Here is a 16,817-nt window from a genome sequence, read left to right as displayed (position 1 = left end):
GGCATGTCATTGCGACAACGGTTAGCCATCCCGTTCGTCTCCACTCCAGTCCTTGTTGAAGCCACCAAGGTGCGGGTGGTACATCTCGTCGCCGGTGTGCTGGGTGAATTCAACCTTCAGCCAGGTGTCGTCGAGCGGAAACAGCTCGGCACATGTTGTGATGAGGGCTGCAGCCAATGTCGCCCGCGTTTCCACCGAACGGCCTTGTCGAATATCGCACATGATGAGTGCCGACGGGGTGGGGTCTGTCTCTTGGTGGCATCGCCAAACGCCGCCCTCTCCGACATCGTGCACGGACACGGTGAGCAGATCCGCGTTCACCTGCATGATGTCAGCGTAGATCCGCCCGAATCGGCGTGCTAGCTCCTGCTTCTCGCTGACAGTAGCCGTCAGCGGTAGGTCGACCTGAATGGATGGCATGTTCTTCACCCTTCTGTTGGCGCGGTGATTGCCCGCGCGACATCGAACAGCAGATCTTCCTTCCCAGGACGGGTGACGAGTTGCACTCCGACTGGGAGGTCGTCGACCGTGCCGGCGGGAACGGAGAGTGCCGGCACTCCTGCGAGATTCCAGGGGCTGGTGAGAGCGAGAAGAGTGGCTCGGACTTCCAACGCTTCGCCAGCGACCTGCAGCGCTCGCTCGCCGATCAGCGGCGCTGCGACCGGCACGGTGGGCAGGGCGATCACGTCTGCCTCGCCGAGAAGACGGTCAACGAGGTCGCAGAAGCGGGCACGCCCTGCGATTGCGGAATCGTACGCCGCCGCGCTCACTTGCTCGCCTGCTCGAAGGCGAGCAAGGACCTCGGCGTCGATGAGGTGTGCGTCGGTCTCCAGATGATTCGCGTGTACGCGGTATGCCTCGTGGCTCTGGATGGTGGAGAAGAGGGCGAAGAGCTCGCTTCTCAGCTGAAGTCCGTCGAGCGCGTCGCATTCCCGAATGTGCAGACCCGAGCCTGCGACCGCGTTGTAGGCAGTGGCCGTCACCCGAGGATCTGTTCGGACGAATACTTCCGGCGAGACCCAAGCAACGCCGTTCGCGGACGCCGGTGCAGCGGATTCGTCGACGCGAGGTCGCAGTGCCCGGTAGAGCGCTCTTGCGTCCCGTGGCGTGCGTGCGAACAGGCCGACGTGATCGAGCGATGGAGCGAGCGGAAAGACGCCGTCGGTGGAGAGCTCGTCCAAGGTGGGCTTAAGGCCGACCACCCCGCACAACGCCGCCGGCACGCGCACCGAGCCCGCGGTGTCGGTACCCAGCGCCAGTGGAACCATTCCCGACGCGACGGCGACGGCGCTGCCACCGCTGCTTCCGCCGGACATGCGGGCCGGATCGACCGGGTTGCGGGACGGGCCCTGCGCGGAGCGGTCGCCGGTTGCTCCGTAGGCGAACTCGTGCATCGTCGTCTTCCCGACGATCACCGCGCCGGCTTCTCGCAGTGCCTTGACGACATCGGCATCCGCATGAGCACGAGGAATGCCGAAGTCGGCGGCGGTACCGCATCCGGTGGGCAATCCTCGAACGTCGAAGATGTCCTTGACAGCGATGGGTACGCCATGGAGCGGGCCACGGTCTACGCCGGCCGCGAGCTCCGCATCCGCTTCCAGCGCAGCGGTGGTGGCTCCGGCAGTGTCGACCAACACGAACGCGTTCAGTCGCCCGTTGTTCTTTCGGATGCGTTCCAGGGAACGTGACAGCAGGGCGGCCGCGGTGATGTCGCCGGCTCTGAGCGCACGTGACATGGCTTCAGCGGTCTCGAGGCTGGTGTCGATCATGCGATGCCGCCCAGGATCAGGCCTACCGGAGGCACCAGGACGAGGGTCGAGAAGGCCATCGACGCGACGTTGCCGATGAAGGGATGGAAATCAGCAGGCAGACGTCCAGAGATCCACGCTGCGAGCGGCGGAGCTATCAGGACGCCCAGCACGACGACGACGAGAATTGGTATCCACGCGCCGTCGAACGCGAGGACCGCGGCCGGGGTCGTGGACACGATCGGGACGAAGGTCGGATAGAAACCCCTTTCCCAACGTGAGCGCCAGATCATGACAGCGGCAACCGCCGTGAGCGTCTGGGCGGCGAGAATCACCGGAAAGAGACCCGACCCGTACGAGAGCGTCGCCGGCGCAATGAGGTACGCCGCAACGGCGCCCGCTATGACCGCCAGGCTCGCCCACTCGTTCCCGAAAAACTGCGCCTCCGAGAAGTCGGCCAGGGCGCGCCGCACGACCCACAGCAGTCCGCGCCGAGACCTGCGGTCGCCGTCGGCCTCTCGTGGCGTCGGCATCCATGCCCACGGTGCGGGAAGCCACGGCAAGACGCGACACAGGAGGAAGGCGGGTACAGCTGATATCGCCATACCCCCCGTGACGCCGATCACAAGCGGCAATCCGAGAGGCCGGCACATCAGGTTGACCAGCGCCAACGCGATCGGCGGCGCCAACACCGTGCCGAGAACGACCGCCGTGGCGGATGTCTTCCAGCCTGGTCCGTAGAGGACGGTGATGGCGGGGGCCACGGAAGCGAGCGACACGAAAAGGGGTTGCCACATACCGCCGGAAAGCGTCCATCCGAAGAGAACATTGCTCAGCGCCAGGCTCAGCAGGGAGACGCCGGCGACTGACGGCCAGATGCCAGTGCCACATGCCTGTAGGAACCCTCGCCACGGGCGGACGCCCTTGTGGGCAAGGTGCGCGAACCACCCACCGAGAACCAGACCCGTGCCGGCTGCGCCGGCGACGTAGAACTGTGGTTCTGCAACGGATTGCAGCGTCCAGGCAACGAACCCGCGTACATCGCGGAAGTCGCCCTGCCACATCGGCGTCGACATGGTCCAGATCGTCGCGGTGACCAGCACCACCGCTGCCGTGATGAATGTCGTGATCTCCGCGGGGCTTACGGCGCTCCGTCGAGGAGCGCTCACGGGGGAGCTCATGAGATCACCGCGGGAGTGGGGAGGCGCCGCGGTAGCCGAGCATCTGGTCATAGAGATCGGTGCGGCGGTCGCGATGCAGATCGTTCAGCTGATTCCAGATCGGCGCGGTGCGAGCCGCGGTCAGATCGACATCGGCGTAGATGATCGTGTCCTCATCTGGGCCGGCGATTCGATCGATGGGCCAACCGGTCGTACTCGCGATCAGCGAGTTGCCCATGAAGCCTGCGCCGCGCTCTTCACCGATGCGGTCTGCGGTGGCGATGAAGACGTTGTTCGCGTGTGCGGCGGTGATCGTCAGGTGGGCAGCCATGCAGACGCCGCTGGCATCGTAGAGCGGCGGCGGTGTCCACACCCAGCCCGTCGGGATGCAGATGATGTCGGCGCCCATCTGCGACACGATCCGGGCCGTCTCGGGGAACCAGATGTCCCAGCACACGAGAAGACCGATTCGCCCGATCGGCGTGTCGAAGACGACGTAACCCTCGTCGCCGGGTGTGAACCACAATTTCTCGGTGTTCCAGAGGTGCGTCTTCCGGTATCGACCGATGTACCCCTCAGGCCCCACCAGTACGGCCGTGTCGAACAGACGATCGCCGTCGCGCTCGACTACGCACGCAACGAGGTAGAGACCTCGCGCGCGCGCCAGGCGCTCGAGCATGTCGACGGTGGGGCCGTCCGGAACCGTCTCAGCGTGCGCGAAAGCTTCCGCTCGGTTGAGGAACACGTAGCCGGTGGTCGCCAGCTCGGGAAGGACGATCAGGTCCGCTCCGTTGTCCGCGGCTGCGGTGATCCTTTCCTCCACCGCCGCGGCGTTGGCGCCGAGGTTCTCGACGCCGACTCGTGGTTCGAACTGCACCACAGCGACTCGAACGGGGCTCACCCGGTCGTCCTCGGGTCCGACAGAATTCGACATCATTGTCTCCGCTCCTGGCATACCGGTCCAACTTTTGAACCGCATGGATCAGAGTAGGTGAACTGGTCTAAAATCGCAACCACCTCAATGATTGGAATGGTTCGATGACCTCAAGCCGTAGTGCTCTGGCCGCGGCGCAATGCCCAGTCGCGCGATCGGTCGACATCCTTGGTGACCGGTGGACGCTGCTCATCGTTCGCGACATCTTCGACGGCATCACGCGATTTCGAGGGCTTCAGCGAAACCTCGGGGTGCCGAAGAGCACCCTTGCCGACCGGCTGAGGCTGCTAGTTGACAACGGCGTTCTCGAGGTGCGTCCTGCGTCGGATGGCACGCAGTACCACGAGTACGCGATCACGCCGCGCGGAGCCGAGCTCTTCACCGTGCTCGTTGCTCTACGGCAATGGGGCGAAGGTAACCTTTTCGAGCCGGAGGAGCCGCATTCCGTGCTGCTCGACAACCTGCACGATCGGCCACTGCGGAAGCTGACTGTGCTTGACGAACAGGGTAAGCCCGTCACGGCCGAGGGAACCCGAGTGCGGAAGGTCAGCCAGCCGGTCGGACCGTAGCAACTGCGCGGAACGCCACTGGGCCGGATGCCAGCACGCCACGCGTGTTCTCATTTGTGCGTGAGTCTGCATTGACGCCCTGGCCACGACAGTATCTCGCGCAAGCGGTCTCATGGCTGTTGGATATCCCAGTGGCTGCCGACCACTATCCGGTGTCGTGGCGCACCGCCGAGCGCTGAGTGCGGCGTTACGTCGTGTCGGCTGAGGAAGAGAATCGAAGTTGTACCTCTCGCCCGGATTTTCGCCCGAATGGGTCGCTGGTGACGCTGGTGCGCACGTCGTGCATCGCGGTGGAAGAAGTGGTTGGGCTTGGAGTCGAGCGGCGCGAGTCTGGGGTGCCCGCCTCGACGGTCCACACAGTGCTCGCGCCTTGCCGAGGGAACAAGCCGCGTCGCATTGACGTGTGCAACAGCGAGCGTGCACCCCGGAGAAGCATGACAAGCCGGGCGCGTTGACCGGAATGCGCGTGACCGGAGTCCACGTTCACCGGAATGCACGTGGACCGGAATGAACGGAATGAACGCAATGGACGGAATCGAGGCAACCGCCTAGGGCTGGGCTGTCGCTCGCGCCGGCGAGGTCGCGTCCAGTCCGCAGAAAGTCCGCAGAATCCCCATTCCAGGACTCTCGCGAGCATCCACAGCCAACCCGAGATCCGCGTAATTCCGCGAATCACCGCCACGCCCCACTCTACTCAATCCGCTCAATGCCGTCCGTCAACTACCGCTGACGCGCTCGAGGATCACTGCCGGCGTGACTGCTCCCGCCGTGCGACGGCATCGGGGTCGAGCGAGAGCCGCTCGACGCCGCCTCGGCCCTCGGTGACGCGGTCGAGGTAGCGGTCGAGCTCCTCCTCGGTCGGCGGCTCCGCTCCCTCCATCACGACGTGACGGTGGACGACGCCCTCGCCGGGACCGCCACGGCCGATCCACGCGGATTCCGTCGCCGCGCGAAGGACTTCGGCGATGCCCGGGCGATACGGCGACATCACATCGCCTTGGGATTCGAAGACGCCCAGCGCCGACCCGACCGCATCGTCCTCCGACATGAACTGGACGACGAGCATGTCGGTGAACGCCCGCATCGTGGGGTGGTCGGCGAACTCGGCGGGGCGTGTCCAGAACTCGGCCGATCGGCCGTCGAGCACGCGCGCCCATCCGCTTCCGCGCAGCGCGACGAGCGACGCGCGACCCGACCACAGCTGTCTGGGAACCGAGATGAGGACGGTCGATGCGGACTGCGCACCGGTCCAGGTCTTCGTCGCCGTTCGAGCGATGGTGGTCATGACTGCTCCCGTTCCGCACCGGGACGAGCGGTCCATCCGAGTGAGGACGGCTCTCGGCGCTCACTGATCCTGAGCCGGGGCGGGGCGCAGTGATACGTGTGGACGCGGCCGTGGAAGGCAAAGGCCCCGGGTGCTGGGGACACCCGGGGCCTGTCGTCGTCGATAAATCGCTCATCCACCCCCCGGCGAACGGCACCAGACGACGTGATTGGGAAGGATCTTGGGGAGGGCCTTCCCTGAGGCGCTGGGGACGCCTCGTGTAGAAGCATAACCCGATTGGTAGAACCATCGCTGTCCCCTCTTCGGGGGACATCCGTCAGCCCTTGGCGACATAACCCCGCAGCCACCCGTCCAGCGCCGCGAACGCTGCCGCGCGGGGCTCGGGCCGGGACAGGAACACGTCGTGGATGGCGCCCTCGATGCGCGAGATGGTCACGAGATCGCCGATGCGGGTGGATGCCCGAGCGATGTCGTCGACCCACAGCACGGTGTCGGTCGAGGTCATCGAGTCCCGCCACGCGAGCGGCGGCGTCGACTCGGCCGACAGCAGCACGAGGGCCGGGCACGCGACCTCGACGCCCCGCGCGATCCGGCGATGACCGTCCAGCACGGCTGCGAGCCATCCCGGGGCGGTCGGGAACCCGCGGTCGGGCCGCCACACCGCCCGCTCCTCCCCCGTCGGAAGACTGCCGATCTCGGCCTGCGCGCGCGTATAGAAGCCCAGGTCGACCGCGGGCTGCGACCCGCGCGGGTCGAGCCGCGCGCGCATCTCGACGAGCGGCGCAAGGGCCTGACGGCCGATCGCCCCCAGCTGCAGCTCGAGCCACGGACTGTTGAGCACGAGCGCGGCGGCGCGCCCCGGGTGCCGGGCGGACCACAGCGTGAGCGTCAGGCCGCCGGTCGAATGGCCGAGGAGCACCAGGCGGCGCCGGGTGCCGGCATCCGTCTGTCCCATCGCCTCGAGCGCCGCCTCGATGTCGGCGTCGTAGTCGTCGAGTTCGTCGATGTAGCCGGGCGCATCGCCGTCGCGCAGGCTGCGCCCGTACCTGCGCAGGTCGAGGGCGTAGAAGCGCGCGCCACGCCGCGTCCAGAACTGCGCGACCTCGCGCTGGAAGAAGTAATCAGACCAGCCGTGCACGGCCAGCACGTCGACGTCGCGCAGCGGCGCGAACAGCGTCGTGAGAGGGTTCGGGATGCTGCGCACCAGCGTCGCGACGAGCGGTCCCGAGTCGTCCTCCACACCGAGCGGCAGCGTCAGCTGCTCGAACGGGGCCCCGAGGATGTCGGGGACCCACTGTCGGAGCTGCCCGGCCATGGCCTCAGCCTAGGGGCGCTTCGACCAGCTCAGCGACCGGGCTCAGCGGCCACGGATCACTCGCCGCGCGAGATGCTCACCATCTCGTCGCGCGGCACGACCTTGATCCGAGCCCGCTCGTGCGGCGAGCCGAGGGCCATCTCGTGCTCGTCGAGGCGGTGCCACCCCTCGAGGTCGGTCCACGCGACGCCGCGGGACGCGAGCAGCTCGGGGATCGCCTCCTCCGAGGGGTCGGCCGGCTGCCACCACGTGCCCTGGTCGTTGATGAGGTGGCGGATCGTCTCCATCGCGTCGGACTTGGTGTGGCCGATGAGGCCGACCGGGCCGCGCTTGATCCAGCCGGTCGCGTAGACGCCGTTCACGCGCTGGTTCGAGTCCTTGCTCAGCACCTGGCCCTCGCGGTTGGGGATCACGCCGTGCCGCTTGTCGAACGGCACGCCCGGCAGCGGCGAGCCGAAGTACCCGACCGCGCGGTACAGCGCCTGGATCGGCACCTCGCGGATCTCGCCGGTGCCGACCACGCCGCCCTCGCCGTCGGGACGCGTGCGCTCGTACACGAACGACGACACCCGGCCCTCGGCATCCGTCCTCACCTCGATGGGCTTGGCGTAGAAGTGCAGGTGCAGGCGGCGGGACGCCGTGCCGCCGGCGTTGTTGACCGAGTCGCGCTTGCGCCACGACTGCAGCACCCGGTCGATCACCATGACCTGCTTGTTGCTCGCGATCGCGGCCTTCGACGCCTCGTCGTAGTCGAAGTCCTCGTCGTACACGACCATGTCGACGTCGCGCAGCTCGCCGAGCTCGCGCAGCTCGAGCGGCGTGAACTTGACGTTCGCCGGCCCTCGGCGGCCGAACACGTGCACGTCCGTGACCTTCGACGCGGCGAGGCCCTCGTAGACGTTGTCGGGGATCTCGGTCGGCAGCAGGTCCTCGGCGTGCTTGGCGAGCATCCGCGAGATGTCGAGCGCCACGTTGCCGTTGCCGATGACGGCGACGGATGCCGCATCCAGCGGCCACTCGCGGGGAACGTCGGGGTGGCCGTCGAACCAGCTGACGAAGTCCGCGGCACCGTACGAGCCGAGGGCGTCGATGCCGGGGATGTCCAGACCGGAGTCGCGGACCGCGCCGGTCGCGAAGATCACCGCGTTGTAGTGGCGCTTCAGGTCTTCGAGGGTGATGTCCTCGCCGAAGCGCACGTTGCCGAAGAGCCGGATGTCGCCGCGGTCGAGCACCTCGCGCAGCGCCGTGATGATGCCCTTGATGCGCGGATGGTCCGGCGCCACGCCGTATCGGACGAGTCCATATGGGGCCGGCAGCTGCTCGAACAGGTCGATCGAGACGTCGAATTTGCGTTCGGCCTTGAGCAGGATGTCGGCGGCGTAGATGCCCGCCGGTCCCGCGCCGACGATCGCCAGCCGGAGCTTGGTCATATGGATCCTCTCGAACACCGGTCGTGGAGCGAGCGAAGCGAGTCGAAACGCAGCGGCGAACGCGACCGGAAGGGTCGGTGTCTAACTGGAGCGGTCGGCGACGGCCTGCGCGAACCGGGTGAGCCCTTCGCGCACGGGCCCGTCGGGTACGGGGGCGAGGGCGTCGATCGCCTCCTGCGACCACGCGTGGGCGAGCTCGCGGGTGGCTTCGGTGGCCTCGTGCTCGCGCAGCCGCGCGAGCGGCTCGTCGAGGATCGCCGGATCGGCGCCGTCGGCGATCCGTGCGACGCCCTCGTCGATGCGCGCATGCAGGTCTTGGGACGAGGCGTCCGTTCTTCGTCCGAGCACGAGGTAGGGCATGGTCGGGACGCCGGCACGCAGGTCGGTGCCGGGCACCTTCCCGGTCTCGTCGGGGTCCGCCGACAGGTCGATGACGTCGTCCAGGAGCTGGAAGGCGACGCCGGCCTTCTCGCCGAACGTCATCATGGGCTCCTCGAGCTCCTTGGAGCCGTTCGAGAAGATGATGCCCGCCTGCGCCGCCGCCGCGATGAGCGAGCCGGTCTTGTCGGACAGCACCTTGAGGTAGAACTCGACTGGGTCGTCGCCTTCGGCAGGGCCGACGGTCTCGTGCATCTGCCCCAGCACGAGGCGCTCGAACGTGTCGGCCTGCAGGTGGATCGCTCGGTCGCCGTGGCGGGCCATGATCTGGCTGGCGCGCGAGAAGAGCAGGTCGCCGGTGAGGATCGCGACGCTGTTGCCCCACACCGCGTGGGCGCTGGGCACACCGCGGCGCTTGTCTGCCGCGTCCATCACGTCGTCGTGGTACAGCGAGCCGAGATGCGTCATCTCGAGCGCGGTGGCGCCTTCGATGACGTCGTCGGTGATGCCGTCGCCGAGCTGCGCGGTCAGCAGCGCCAGCATCGGGCGCACGCGCTTGCCGCCGGCTTCGTAGAGGTAGCGGCTGGTGGCGTCGGCGAGCGCGTCGGTGACGCGCAGCTCGCGCTCGAGGGCGCTGTCGACGCGCTTGAGGCCCGCCTCGACCGTCGCCTGGAGCTTGCGCGAACGCGGCCCCCCGAAGACACGGTCGGTGAGGCCCAGCTTGCCCGCGATATGCGAGCCCGGCGCGGTCGGAGTCACGTGCCCAGCCTACCGGGGGTGCGGTGGCGCGCCGGGCTCGGTGCCGGGGCCGACGCGGGGCTTGGTGCCGCGGTGCAGGGCGACGATGCCCATCGAGAGGTTGCGGTAGGCGACGTCGGTCCAGCCGGCGTCGCGGATCCAGGCGGAGAGCGTGGGCTGGTCGGGCCAGTCGCGGATGGACTCGTTGAGGTAGTCGTAGGCGTCGGCGTTGGAGCTCACGGTCTTGGCGACGACCGGCAGCACGCGGTCGTTGTAGAACCGGTAGAGGCTGTTGAAGGCCTTCGACGGCGGGTGCGAGAACTCGCAGATCACCAGGCGCCCGCCGGCCTTGGTCACCCGAAGCAGCTCTCGCAGCGCCTTCTTCGGCTCGTCGACGTTGCGCAGCCCGAACGACATCGTGACCGCGTCGAACTCCTCGTCACCGAACGGCAGCGCGGTGGCGTCGGCCTCGACGAACGACAGATTCGGGACGCCGCGATGACGGCGCCTGCCCTCGGCGATCATTCCCGGCGAGAAGTCGGCTGCGACGACATACGCGCCGCTGCGGGCGAGCGCGACGCTGGAGGCGCCGGTACCCGCGGCGAGGTCGAGGATGCGCTGCCCGCGCCGCGGACCGACGGCCCGCGTCATGGCTGCCCGCCAGAACCGGTCGTTGCCCATGCTGAGCACGGTGTTCGTGCGGTCGTATCCGGCCGCCACCTGGTCGAACATGCCACTCACGCGCGACGGGTCCTTGCGGAGGTCGGCGCGGTTCGGCTCGTCAGCGGAGGGGTGGGATGCCACGGCTCCGAGTCTAGGCCGCAGGTTCGGCGGGAGCCGTGGTTACACCGCTCGGTGACGCCACCTTCAGCCAGCGGGCGTCTCGCACAGACTCAGCTTCTTCGCGACAGCGCGCACCCGCCGTCGGCTTGAGAAGAATGGGTCGAGGATGCTGATCAGCTCCTTCGCGGTCTTGGAGTTCGGCAGCTTGATGATGACGGCTTCCGCTTCGGAGTCGAATTCCGCCAGTCCGCTGTCTCCCAGCCACCGTTCGCCGAGTCCACGGAGCTCGAACGCGATCAGGGATTCGATGTCTTCGCTGGTCAGTTCGATGTCCTCGGCGCCGAGCTGGGCCTGGATCCAGCCGAAGTCGCGTAACGTCACCTCCACTTCCTCACCGGCCTCGCTGATCTCGAAAATCTCCCTTCGCCGGGCGCGCCCTCGGCCGCGGCGTGGTTGGACCCACCAGCCGGGAGTTCCCTTGACCGCAGCTGCGAACGTCTCGTCGAAAGCTGCGCCGACCGCGCTGAGACGGGTGGTGCGAACCCGTCTCAGCGCATCCAGATCGTCGACCTCGGTGATGTTGTGGAAGTCGATCGACTCAAGATTCGTGCACGTGGTGAGCGCCGCCAATCCGATAACCGAGCGGGCACGCCACACGCGCAGGAATTCCAGGTGCTGGGATCCCGCAAGAGGTTGAAGATCCACCGTCGAGACGCCGTCCAGAATCAACTTTCGCAGTCCGGTCAGGTCTCCAATCGCGGTGAGGTCGACCCGGCGAGCGCTGATGATCAGGAACTCCACCCCTTCCGGGACGGTGAAGCGGGTGGGGAGCACCCCCGCATCCAGATCCAGACGGCGAAGTCGAGGTGCCCCGATCGCATCGAATTGACTCGGCGACTGGATGGAGACGTCCTCGAGAGCAGGCAGTTGAGCGAGCCGCAGCGTTCTGTCTGTCTTGGGCAAGATGAGGCTGCGTACCGCGCTCATTTCTTCGATCAGCTCGGGATCCACAAAGTTGCTGGGATCGTCGCTGTACAACCACAAACTGGATATCCGCGGCAATACATCTGCAAACCAACTCAGACGAAACGGCGCTGCCGTGCGAACAGATAGTCCCGCGCCGGCGTGAAGAAGCGGCCGAATTGAGGCCAGGCGTGGTTCCTGCTCCGGGTCCCATCCGGACGAAAGCTCAAGCTGAGGGGGCAGCTTCACATCATCGACTGTCGTGGCTCGCCACGTCGCAAACGGGATCAGCTCTTCAGGCACGCCCCAATCGCGAAGCGCCCAATACTTCGCGGCGTCATCGAATGGCTCTGTCAGCGCGAGTTCATCCATCGTCAGTCCAGACACTAGAGGAAGGATCGGCGGATACCGCCACCGCGCCCCTTGAGGTGCCTCCGCCGCGCGTGAACGGGTCAAGCGGCTCCCCGGGGGCGTTGCGGATCGAGTTGCACCGGTTCAGGGACGTGTCGTTCTTCCTGATTCCGTCCGGACTGCAGTGCTGCATGACAGCTTGCACCGCCGGCCTTAGTGGCACGCTCTTCGGTACGGCAGCGAGCCGATCACTCGCTGGCGGCGGAAGGGGAGTTCACGGGCGGCGGCGGAGTGAGTCGTCGAACGTGGCGAGCCGATCGAGCCACGCGTTCGCCGTGGCGTCGTCGAAGGGCGCCTCGCCGGCGCCCACCCTGCGCTCGAGGTCGACGGCGAGGGCCTCGAGCCGCTCGACGATCTCGGGAGGGTAGCCGTAGGCGACGCGATGCTCATCCCACTCGTCGCGGTCGTCGATGAAGAGGCCGCGACCGTCGAGCGCCTTGACGACGTCGAGATCCATGTCGATGCCGGCGGGTGCGCCCGCCTCCCAGCGGACGTCCCACGCGAGGTCGATGTAGATGCGCACGCGGTGCGAGCCGCTGTTGACCGTGACCACGTGATCGCCGCTCGGCGGCACGAGCATCACGGCCGGCGTCTCGGCGGGGTACACGCGCCCGGGCCTCACATTCGCCCAGCCGACGGGCTGCCCGAGCCAGTCGCCCCAGCGGTCGTCGCCGAGGTAGATGCAGTCGTTGACCCAGTGCGGGCTGCCGTCCCACTTGCGCCAGCGGAACTGCACCGGAGCGCCCGGCTGTGGTCGTTCGGGGGCGGCGTCGGCGGCGGCGGCGGTCACCCGGCGAGTCTAGGGTTGAAGGGTGACATCTTCGCACCGCCCGCCTCAGCTGGTGGTCGAGACTCGCGAGATCGAACCTGTCGACGACCTGCTCGCATTCACGTCTCCCGACGAGCCGCTCGCGTGGCTGCGCCGCGGCGACGGCATCGTCGGGCTCGGCACGGTCGGCGGCTACGAGAACGGCCCGCGGCTCCCGCCCGGACTCGACCGGGAACGGATGCCGTCGCCCGCCGATACGTGGCGATGGCTGGCCGAAGGCGCCGAGGTGGACGATCCGGTGGACCTCCCCGGCACGGGCCTGGTCGCGTTCGGCACGCTCGCCTTCGACCCGCACTCCACGGCCACGAGCCGGCTCGTGATCCCGCAGCTCGTCGTCGGCCGGCATGAGGGCCGCTCATGGGTGACCCGCATCCGCTCGACCCTTGCCGAACTCGAGGAACCCGAGCTGTCGCCGATCCCGTACGGGCCCTACTGGTCGGGCACGCTCGGCCCCGGCGCGCTCGACCCCGCTGGGTATCAGGCGGCCGTGCGCGCAGCGGTCGACGCGATCGTCCGAGGCGAGCTCGACAAGGTCGTGCTCGCGCGCGACCTTGTCGGCACGATCCCCGCCGGCGCTGATCTGCGGCGACTCGTCCGCGCGCTCGCGCACGACTACCCCGACACCTGGACGTACGCCGTGGACGGCCTCATCGGAGCGAGCCCCGAGACGCTCGTGACGGTCGCGCGCGGCGCCGTGACGGCGCGCGTGCTCGCCGGGACGATCCCGCGCGGAACCGACGCGGCCGACGATGTCGAGGCATCCGCGGCCCTCGCGCACAGCGCGAAGGACATCGAGGAGCACCGCTACGCCGTGCAGAGCGTGCTCGACACGCTCGGCCCGCACGTGACGGGCCTGCGCGCCGACGCAGAGCCGTTCACGCTCGAGCTGCCGAACCTGTGGCACCTGGCGACCGATGTGGCGGGAGAGATCGCCGACCACGCCTCGTCGCTCGACCTCGTCGCGGCGTTGCATCCCACCGCGGCGGTGGCGGGCACCCCGACGGATGCCGCGCTCGACGCGATCCGACGGCTCGAGCCGTTCGACCGAGGCCGCTACGCCGGGCCGGTCGGCTGGGTCGACGGCGACGGCGACGGCGAATGGGCCATCGCGCTGCGCTGCGCGCAGATCGGCGCCGGTCCGACCCGGGGCTATGCCGAGTTCCGCGACACGATCCCCGTCGTCGCACATGCCGGAGCCGGCATCGTCGCCGCCAGCGACCCCGAGGCCGAGCTGCTCGAGACCCGTGTCAAGTTCCGACCGATAGTGGATGCGATCGCATGAACGCCGTGCGAGGCGGTTGTCGAGTAGCGCGCTCTGCGCGCGTATCGAGACACCGGCCGATCGTGGACGCGATCGCATGAGCGTGCCCACGTCGCTGCCGACGCGCGGGAGCGCGGTGCTCACGAACCTGCGGCTCGTCGACGGCGTCGCGCCGGAGCCGCAGGAGGGACTGGCGCTGGTCATCGAAGACGGCGTCATCGCCGATGTCGTGGCCGCGGCATCCGGAGAGGTGTCGACCGGCGCGATCGACCTGGGCGGCGCGTTCGTCATGCCCGGGCTCGTCAACATGCACAACCACTTCTCGCTGTCGCTGCCGGGACCCGGCGGCGACGCCGTGAGCGCGCTCGGGCCGCACGACCTCGCGCTGTACATGGCGGATGCCGCGCGCCGGACGCTGCTGGCCGGCGTGACGACCGTGCGATGCGTCGCCGAGAAGTCGGGTGCCGATTTCGCGCTGCGGCGCGCGATCGACGCCGGCCTGGTGCCCGGCCCGCGGGTCAGAACCGCCGGGCGCGCGCTGTGCTGCACCGGCGGGCACGGCCACGACACCGACGACACCATCGAGTGCGACGGCGCGGACGCGTTCGCCCGCGGCGTGCGCAGCCAGGTGGCACTGGGCGCCGATCTCATCAAGCTGATGATCTCGGGCGGCATCGCCGGGGAGCACGAGCAGATCGCCACAGCGCAGCTGACGCGGGACGAGATGGAGGCGGCGATCACGACGGCCCACGCGTGGGGTCGCAAGGTCACGGCGCACGCGGGGCCCGCGCCGGTCATCGCGGAGGCCGTCCGGCTGGGCCTCGACTGCGTCGAGCACGGCTACGAGCTCACGCCCGATGTCGCGCAGCTCATGGCCGCACACGGGACGGCGCTCGTGCCGACGCTCGTCGTCACCCGCGCGCAGGCGTTCTTCGACGACCTCGGCGTGCCGCCCTGGATGCAGGAGCGCTCACTGGGGGCGGGCGAGCGTCACCGCGAGTCGTTCCGGTACGCGCTCGACGCCGGCGTCGAGGTGCTGCTCGGCAGCGACATGCCGCCGTACTGGGCGTTCGAGGGCACCACCGCGATCGTGCGCGAGCTCGAGCACATGGAGGCCGGCGGTCTCGCGGGAGCCGACCTCATCCAAGCGGCGACCGCTGCTCCGGCGCGATGGCTCGGCGACGAGGGGCGGTACGGGATGCTGCTCCCTGGCCTCGCCGCGGACCTCATCGCGATGCGCGAAGACCCGACGGCGGGAATCGGCGCACTGCGAACGCTGGAGTTCGTGATGAAGTCCGGCGTCGTGGTGCGCGACGACCGGGGCCTGGCGGGGCACTGATCAGGTCGTCGTGAGGAGTGCCCGCAAGGGGTCGAGGCCCATCGGGCCGAGCGCCAGCGCGTCGCGGTGGAAGTCGCGCAGCGAGAAGGCGTCGCCGAGCTCGCGCTCGCGCGCGGCGCGGGCCTCGAGCCACAGCCGGGCGCCGACCTTGAAGGCGAGCGCCTGCCCCGGCCAGCCGAGGTAGCGGTCCACCTCGAAGCCGGCGAGCGTGGGCTCGACGAGTGCGAGATCGACGAGCATGCGGCGCGCGAGCTCCGGCGTCCACGCCCCCGCGGCCACGAGCGCGTTGGGCGGGATCGCCCGGCCGGTGTGCAGCCCGATATCGGCGACGATGCGCACCGACCGCCAGATCTGGCCGAGCAGCAGCCCGAGCCGCTCGGCGGGGTCGCGGAGCAGCCCGAGCTCGTCGGCGAGCTGCTCGGCGTAATGCGCCCATCCCTCGGCGTACCCGTGGATATGGCAGAGGTGGCGCTGCCACGGGTGCAGCTCGGGGTAGGCGGCGGTGAGCACGAACTGCAGGTGGTGCCCGGGCACGCCCTCGTGGTGGACGCTCGTCACCTCCTGCCAGCTGGCGGCGACGGGGACGCCGCTCGGGATGGTCCAGACGACCCTGCCGGGCGTCGATCCGTCGGGCGCTCCCGGCGTGTAGTACACGACGCCCGACGCGGCCTCCGACACGAGGCACTCGACGTCCCGCACCGACGCGGGCAGGTCGAACGCGGGCTCGACCGCGTCGATCGTCTCGAACACCCGTCGCGTCAGCCAGGAGCGGATCGCGTCGACCCCGTCGAGCCGGTACCGCGGATCGGAATCGAGAGCGGATGCCGCAGCCCGCACCGGATCGTCCCCGGCGCCGCCGAGCTCGACCGCGAGCGCGCGGGCTTCGGCGACGAGCCGCTCCAGTTCCGCCCAGCCGTACGCGTACGTGTCGTCGACATCGATGCGGGCGCCGAGCATCGCCGCCGCCAGGTCGGGGTACACCGCGTCGCCCACGCCGTCGGCCTCGGGCGCGGCCGGCCGCAGCTCGTCACGCAGCACCACGACCAGTTCCGCGAGTGCCAGGGCCGTGGCCTCGCCGGCGGCACGCACGCGCGCGGCCTCCGATTCCGCGACGCCTGGAGCCACGGGCACCGATCCGAACCAGTCCGCCGAGATCCATGCCTCGACCTGACCGGCGAGGGTGTCGAGCTGTCGCACGGGGGCGACCCCTGTGCCGGTGAAGCGCCCGGCGTTCTCACGCGACCACCGCAGCGCGGCGATGTACTGGCGCACCGCGGCCGGCGCCGCCTCGAGCCGGCGCACGAGCGCCGCGCCCGCGGCATCCGGAGTCACCGTCAAGCCCTCGAACGCGTACCGCACCAGGTGCACAGGCGTCGCGAGCCCCGCCGCGAGCCGCGATGTGAACCCCGTGTCGAACAGCAGCCGCTCGCGTTCGAGCCGCTCGCCGAGCGCTGCGCGAAGCACCTCGTCGCCGGGGCCGGCGGACCGCAGCGCCGCGAGGGTCTCGCCCTGGAGCTCGTACTTGCGCTGCAGCCACTCCGGCGACAGGTCGGGCAGTGGCGGGCCGTCGAGACCGAGGGCCATCGCAGCGTCGGGTTCGTGCTCGGCCAGCTCGCGGACGTAGGCGTCGGCGACGACGCGGACGGGATCGGGAACGCTCACCGATTCAGCCTA

15 protein-coding genes are annotated in these 16,817 nt (G+C 68.9%); 3 read left to right on the top strand and 12 right to left on the bottom strand.

Annotated elements, in window-relative coordinates:
* Nucleotides 1–21: 21 nt before the first annotated feature.
* The 4 genes from AC3ANN_RS03285 to AC3ANN_RS03270 are packed head-to-tail and all read right to left on the bottom strand — an operon-like array spanning nt 22 to nt 3,809.
* The gene (locus tag AC3ANN_RS03285; protein WP_488339585.1) at nt 22–420 is read right to left on the bottom strand and encodes a tautomerase family protein; all 399 of its coding nucleotides are present in this window, start codon (nt 418–420) and stop codon (nt 22–24) included.
* A 5-nt stretch (nt 421–425) separates the two neighbouring features.
* On the bottom strand, nt 426–1,769 hold the full coding sequence (locus AC3ANN_RS03280; protein WP_488339584.1) for an amidase: 1,344 nt from the start codon (nt 1,767–1,769) through the stop codon (nt 426–428).
* The gene (locus AC3ANN_RS03275; RefSeq protein WP_488339583.1) at nt 1,766–2,917 is read right to left on the bottom strand and encodes a hypothetical protein; all 1,152 of its coding nucleotides are present in this window, start codon (nt 2,915–2,917) and stop codon (nt 1,766–1,768) included. Before AC3ANN_RS03275 ends, AC3ANN_RS03280 begins: the two co-directional genes overlap by 4 nt.
* 16 nt (nt 2,918–2,933) lie before the next feature.
* Entirely contained in the window at nt 2,934–3,809 is an 876-nt protein-coding gene (locus AC3ANN_RS03270; RefSeq protein ID WP_488339582.1) for a nitrilase family protein, read from the bottom strand.
* 137 nt (nt 3,810–3,946) lie between these two features.
* On the opposite strand from AC3ANN_RS03270, the gene AC3ANN_RS03265 reads away from it, so the two are divergent.
* Nucleotides 3,947–4,411, top strand: a complete 465-nt coding sequence (locus AC3ANN_RS03265; RefSeq protein WP_488339581.1) for a winged helix-turn-helix transcriptional regulator — start codon at nt 3,947–3,949, stop codon at nt 4,409–4,411.
* 742 nt (nt 4,412–5,153) lie between these two features.
* Here the strand turns inward: AC3ANN_RS03265 and AC3ANN_RS03260 are convergent.
* From AC3ANN_RS03260 to AC3ANN_RS03230, 7 genes are all read right to left on the bottom strand, one after another.
* The gene (locus AC3ANN_RS03260; protein WP_488339580.1) at nt 5,154–5,696 is read right to left on the bottom strand and encodes a hypothetical protein; all 543 of its coding nucleotides are present in this window, start codon (nt 5,694–5,696) and stop codon (nt 5,154–5,156) included.
* Between the two features lie 316 nt (nt 5,697–6,012).
* On the bottom strand, nt 6,013–7,011 hold the full coding sequence (locus tag AC3ANN_RS03255) for an alpha/beta hydrolase (protein ID WP_488339579.1): 999 nt from the start codon (nt 7,009–7,011) through the stop codon (nt 6,013–6,015).
* Between the two features lie 56 nt (nt 7,012–7,067).
* On the bottom strand, nt 7,068–8,441 hold the full coding sequence (locus AC3ANN_RS03250; RefSeq protein ID WP_488339578.1) for an FAD-dependent oxidoreductase: 1,374 nt from the start codon (nt 8,439–8,441) through the stop codon (nt 7,068–7,070).
* 81 nt (nt 8,442–8,522) lie between these two features.
* The gene (locus AC3ANN_RS03245) at nt 8,523–9,578 is read right to left on the bottom strand and encodes a polyprenyl synthetase family protein (protein ID WP_488339577.1); all 1,056 of its coding nucleotides are present in this window, start codon (nt 9,576–9,578) and stop codon (nt 8,523–8,525) included.
* Between the two features lie 9 nt (nt 9,579–9,587).
* The gene (ubiE, locus tag AC3ANN_RS03240; RefSeq protein ID WP_488339576.1) at nt 9,588–10,361 is read right to left on the bottom strand and encodes a bifunctional demethylmenaquinone methyltransferase/2-methoxy-6-polyprenyl-1,4-benzoquinol methylase UbiE; all 774 of its coding nucleotides are present in this window, start codon (nt 10,359–10,361) and stop codon (nt 9,588–9,590) included.
* Nucleotides 10,362–10,424: 63 nt separating this feature from the next.
* A complete protein-coding gene (locus AC3ANN_RS03235; RefSeq protein WP_488339575.1) occupies nt 10,425–11,675 on the bottom strand; it encodes a hypothetical protein in 1,251 nt (416 codons plus the stop codon).
* A gap of 253 nt (nt 11,676–11,928) precedes the next feature.
* The gene (locus AC3ANN_RS03230; RefSeq protein WP_488339574.1) at nt 11,929–12,504 is read right to left on the bottom strand and encodes a DUF402 domain-containing protein; all 576 of its coding nucleotides are present in this window, start codon (nt 12,502–12,504) and stop codon (nt 11,929–11,931) included.
* A gap of 22 nt (nt 12,505–12,526) precedes the next feature.
* On the opposite strand from AC3ANN_RS03230, the gene AC3ANN_RS03225 reads away from it, so the two are divergent.
* Nucleotides 12,527–13,825, top strand: coding sequence for an isochorismate synthase (locus tag AC3ANN_RS03225; protein ID WP_488339573.1), 1,299 nt, complete (start codon nt 12,527–12,529; stop codon nt 13,823–13,825).
* Between the two features lie 76 nt (nt 13,826–13,901).
* A complete protein-coding gene (locus AC3ANN_RS03220; RefSeq protein WP_488339572.1) occupies nt 13,902–15,143 on the top strand; it encodes an amidohydrolase family protein in 1,242 nt (413 codons plus the stop codon).
* On the opposite strand, the gene AC3ANN_RS03215 is transcribed toward AC3ANN_RS03220, so the two are convergent.
* Nucleotides 15,144–16,805: a DUF885 domain-containing protein gene (locus AC3ANN_RS03215; RefSeq protein ID WP_488339571.1), complete on the bottom strand. Its 1,662-nt coding sequence runs from the start codon at nt 16,803–16,805 to the stop codon at nt 15,144–15,146.
* Nucleotides 16,806–16,817 lie beyond the last annotated feature (12 nt).

The organism is Microbacterium sp. STRO-2N, assembly GCF_057747775.1.
The sequence above is the reverse complement of the archived record's forward strand: the minus strand, read 5'-3'. Positions and strand labels throughout refer to the sequence as shown.

What these genes read in the sequence shown, in the direction of transcription:
- AC3ANN_RS03285 (WP_488339585.1), bottom strand. Translation starts at nt 420, where the DNA reads ATGCCATCCATTCAGGTCGACCTACCGCTGACGGCTACTGTCAGCGAG.
- AC3ANN_RS03280 (WP_488339584.1), bottom strand. Translation starts at nt 1,769, where the DNA reads ATGATCGACACCAGCCTCGAGACCGCTGAAGCCATGTCACGTGCGCTC.
- AC3ANN_RS03265 (WP_488339581.1), top strand. Translation starts at nt 3,947, where the DNA reads ATGACCTCAAGCCGTAGTGCTCTGGCCGCGGCGCAATGCCCAGTCGCG.
- AC3ANN_RS03260 (WP_488339580.1), bottom strand. Translation starts at nt 5,696, where the DNA reads ATGACCACCATCGCTCGAACGGCGACGAAGACCTGGACCGGTGCGCAG.
- AC3ANN_RS03255 (WP_488339579.1), bottom strand. Translation starts at nt 7,011, where the DNA reads ATGGCCGGGCAGCTCCGACAGTGGGTCCCCGACATCCTCGGGGCCCCG.
- AC3ANN_RS03250 (WP_488339578.1), bottom strand. Translation starts at nt 8,441, where the DNA reads ATGACCAAGCTCCGGCTGGCGATCGTCGGCGCGGGACCGGCGGGCATC.
- AC3ANN_RS03235 (WP_488339575.1), bottom strand. Translation starts at nt 11,675, where the DNA reads ATGGATGAACTCGCGCTGACAGAGCCATTCGATGACGCCGCGAAGTAT.
- AC3ANN_RS03220 (WP_488339572.1), top strand. Translation starts at nt 13,902, where the DNA reads ATGAGCGTGCCCACGTCGCTGCCGACGCGCGGGAGCGCGGTGCTCACG.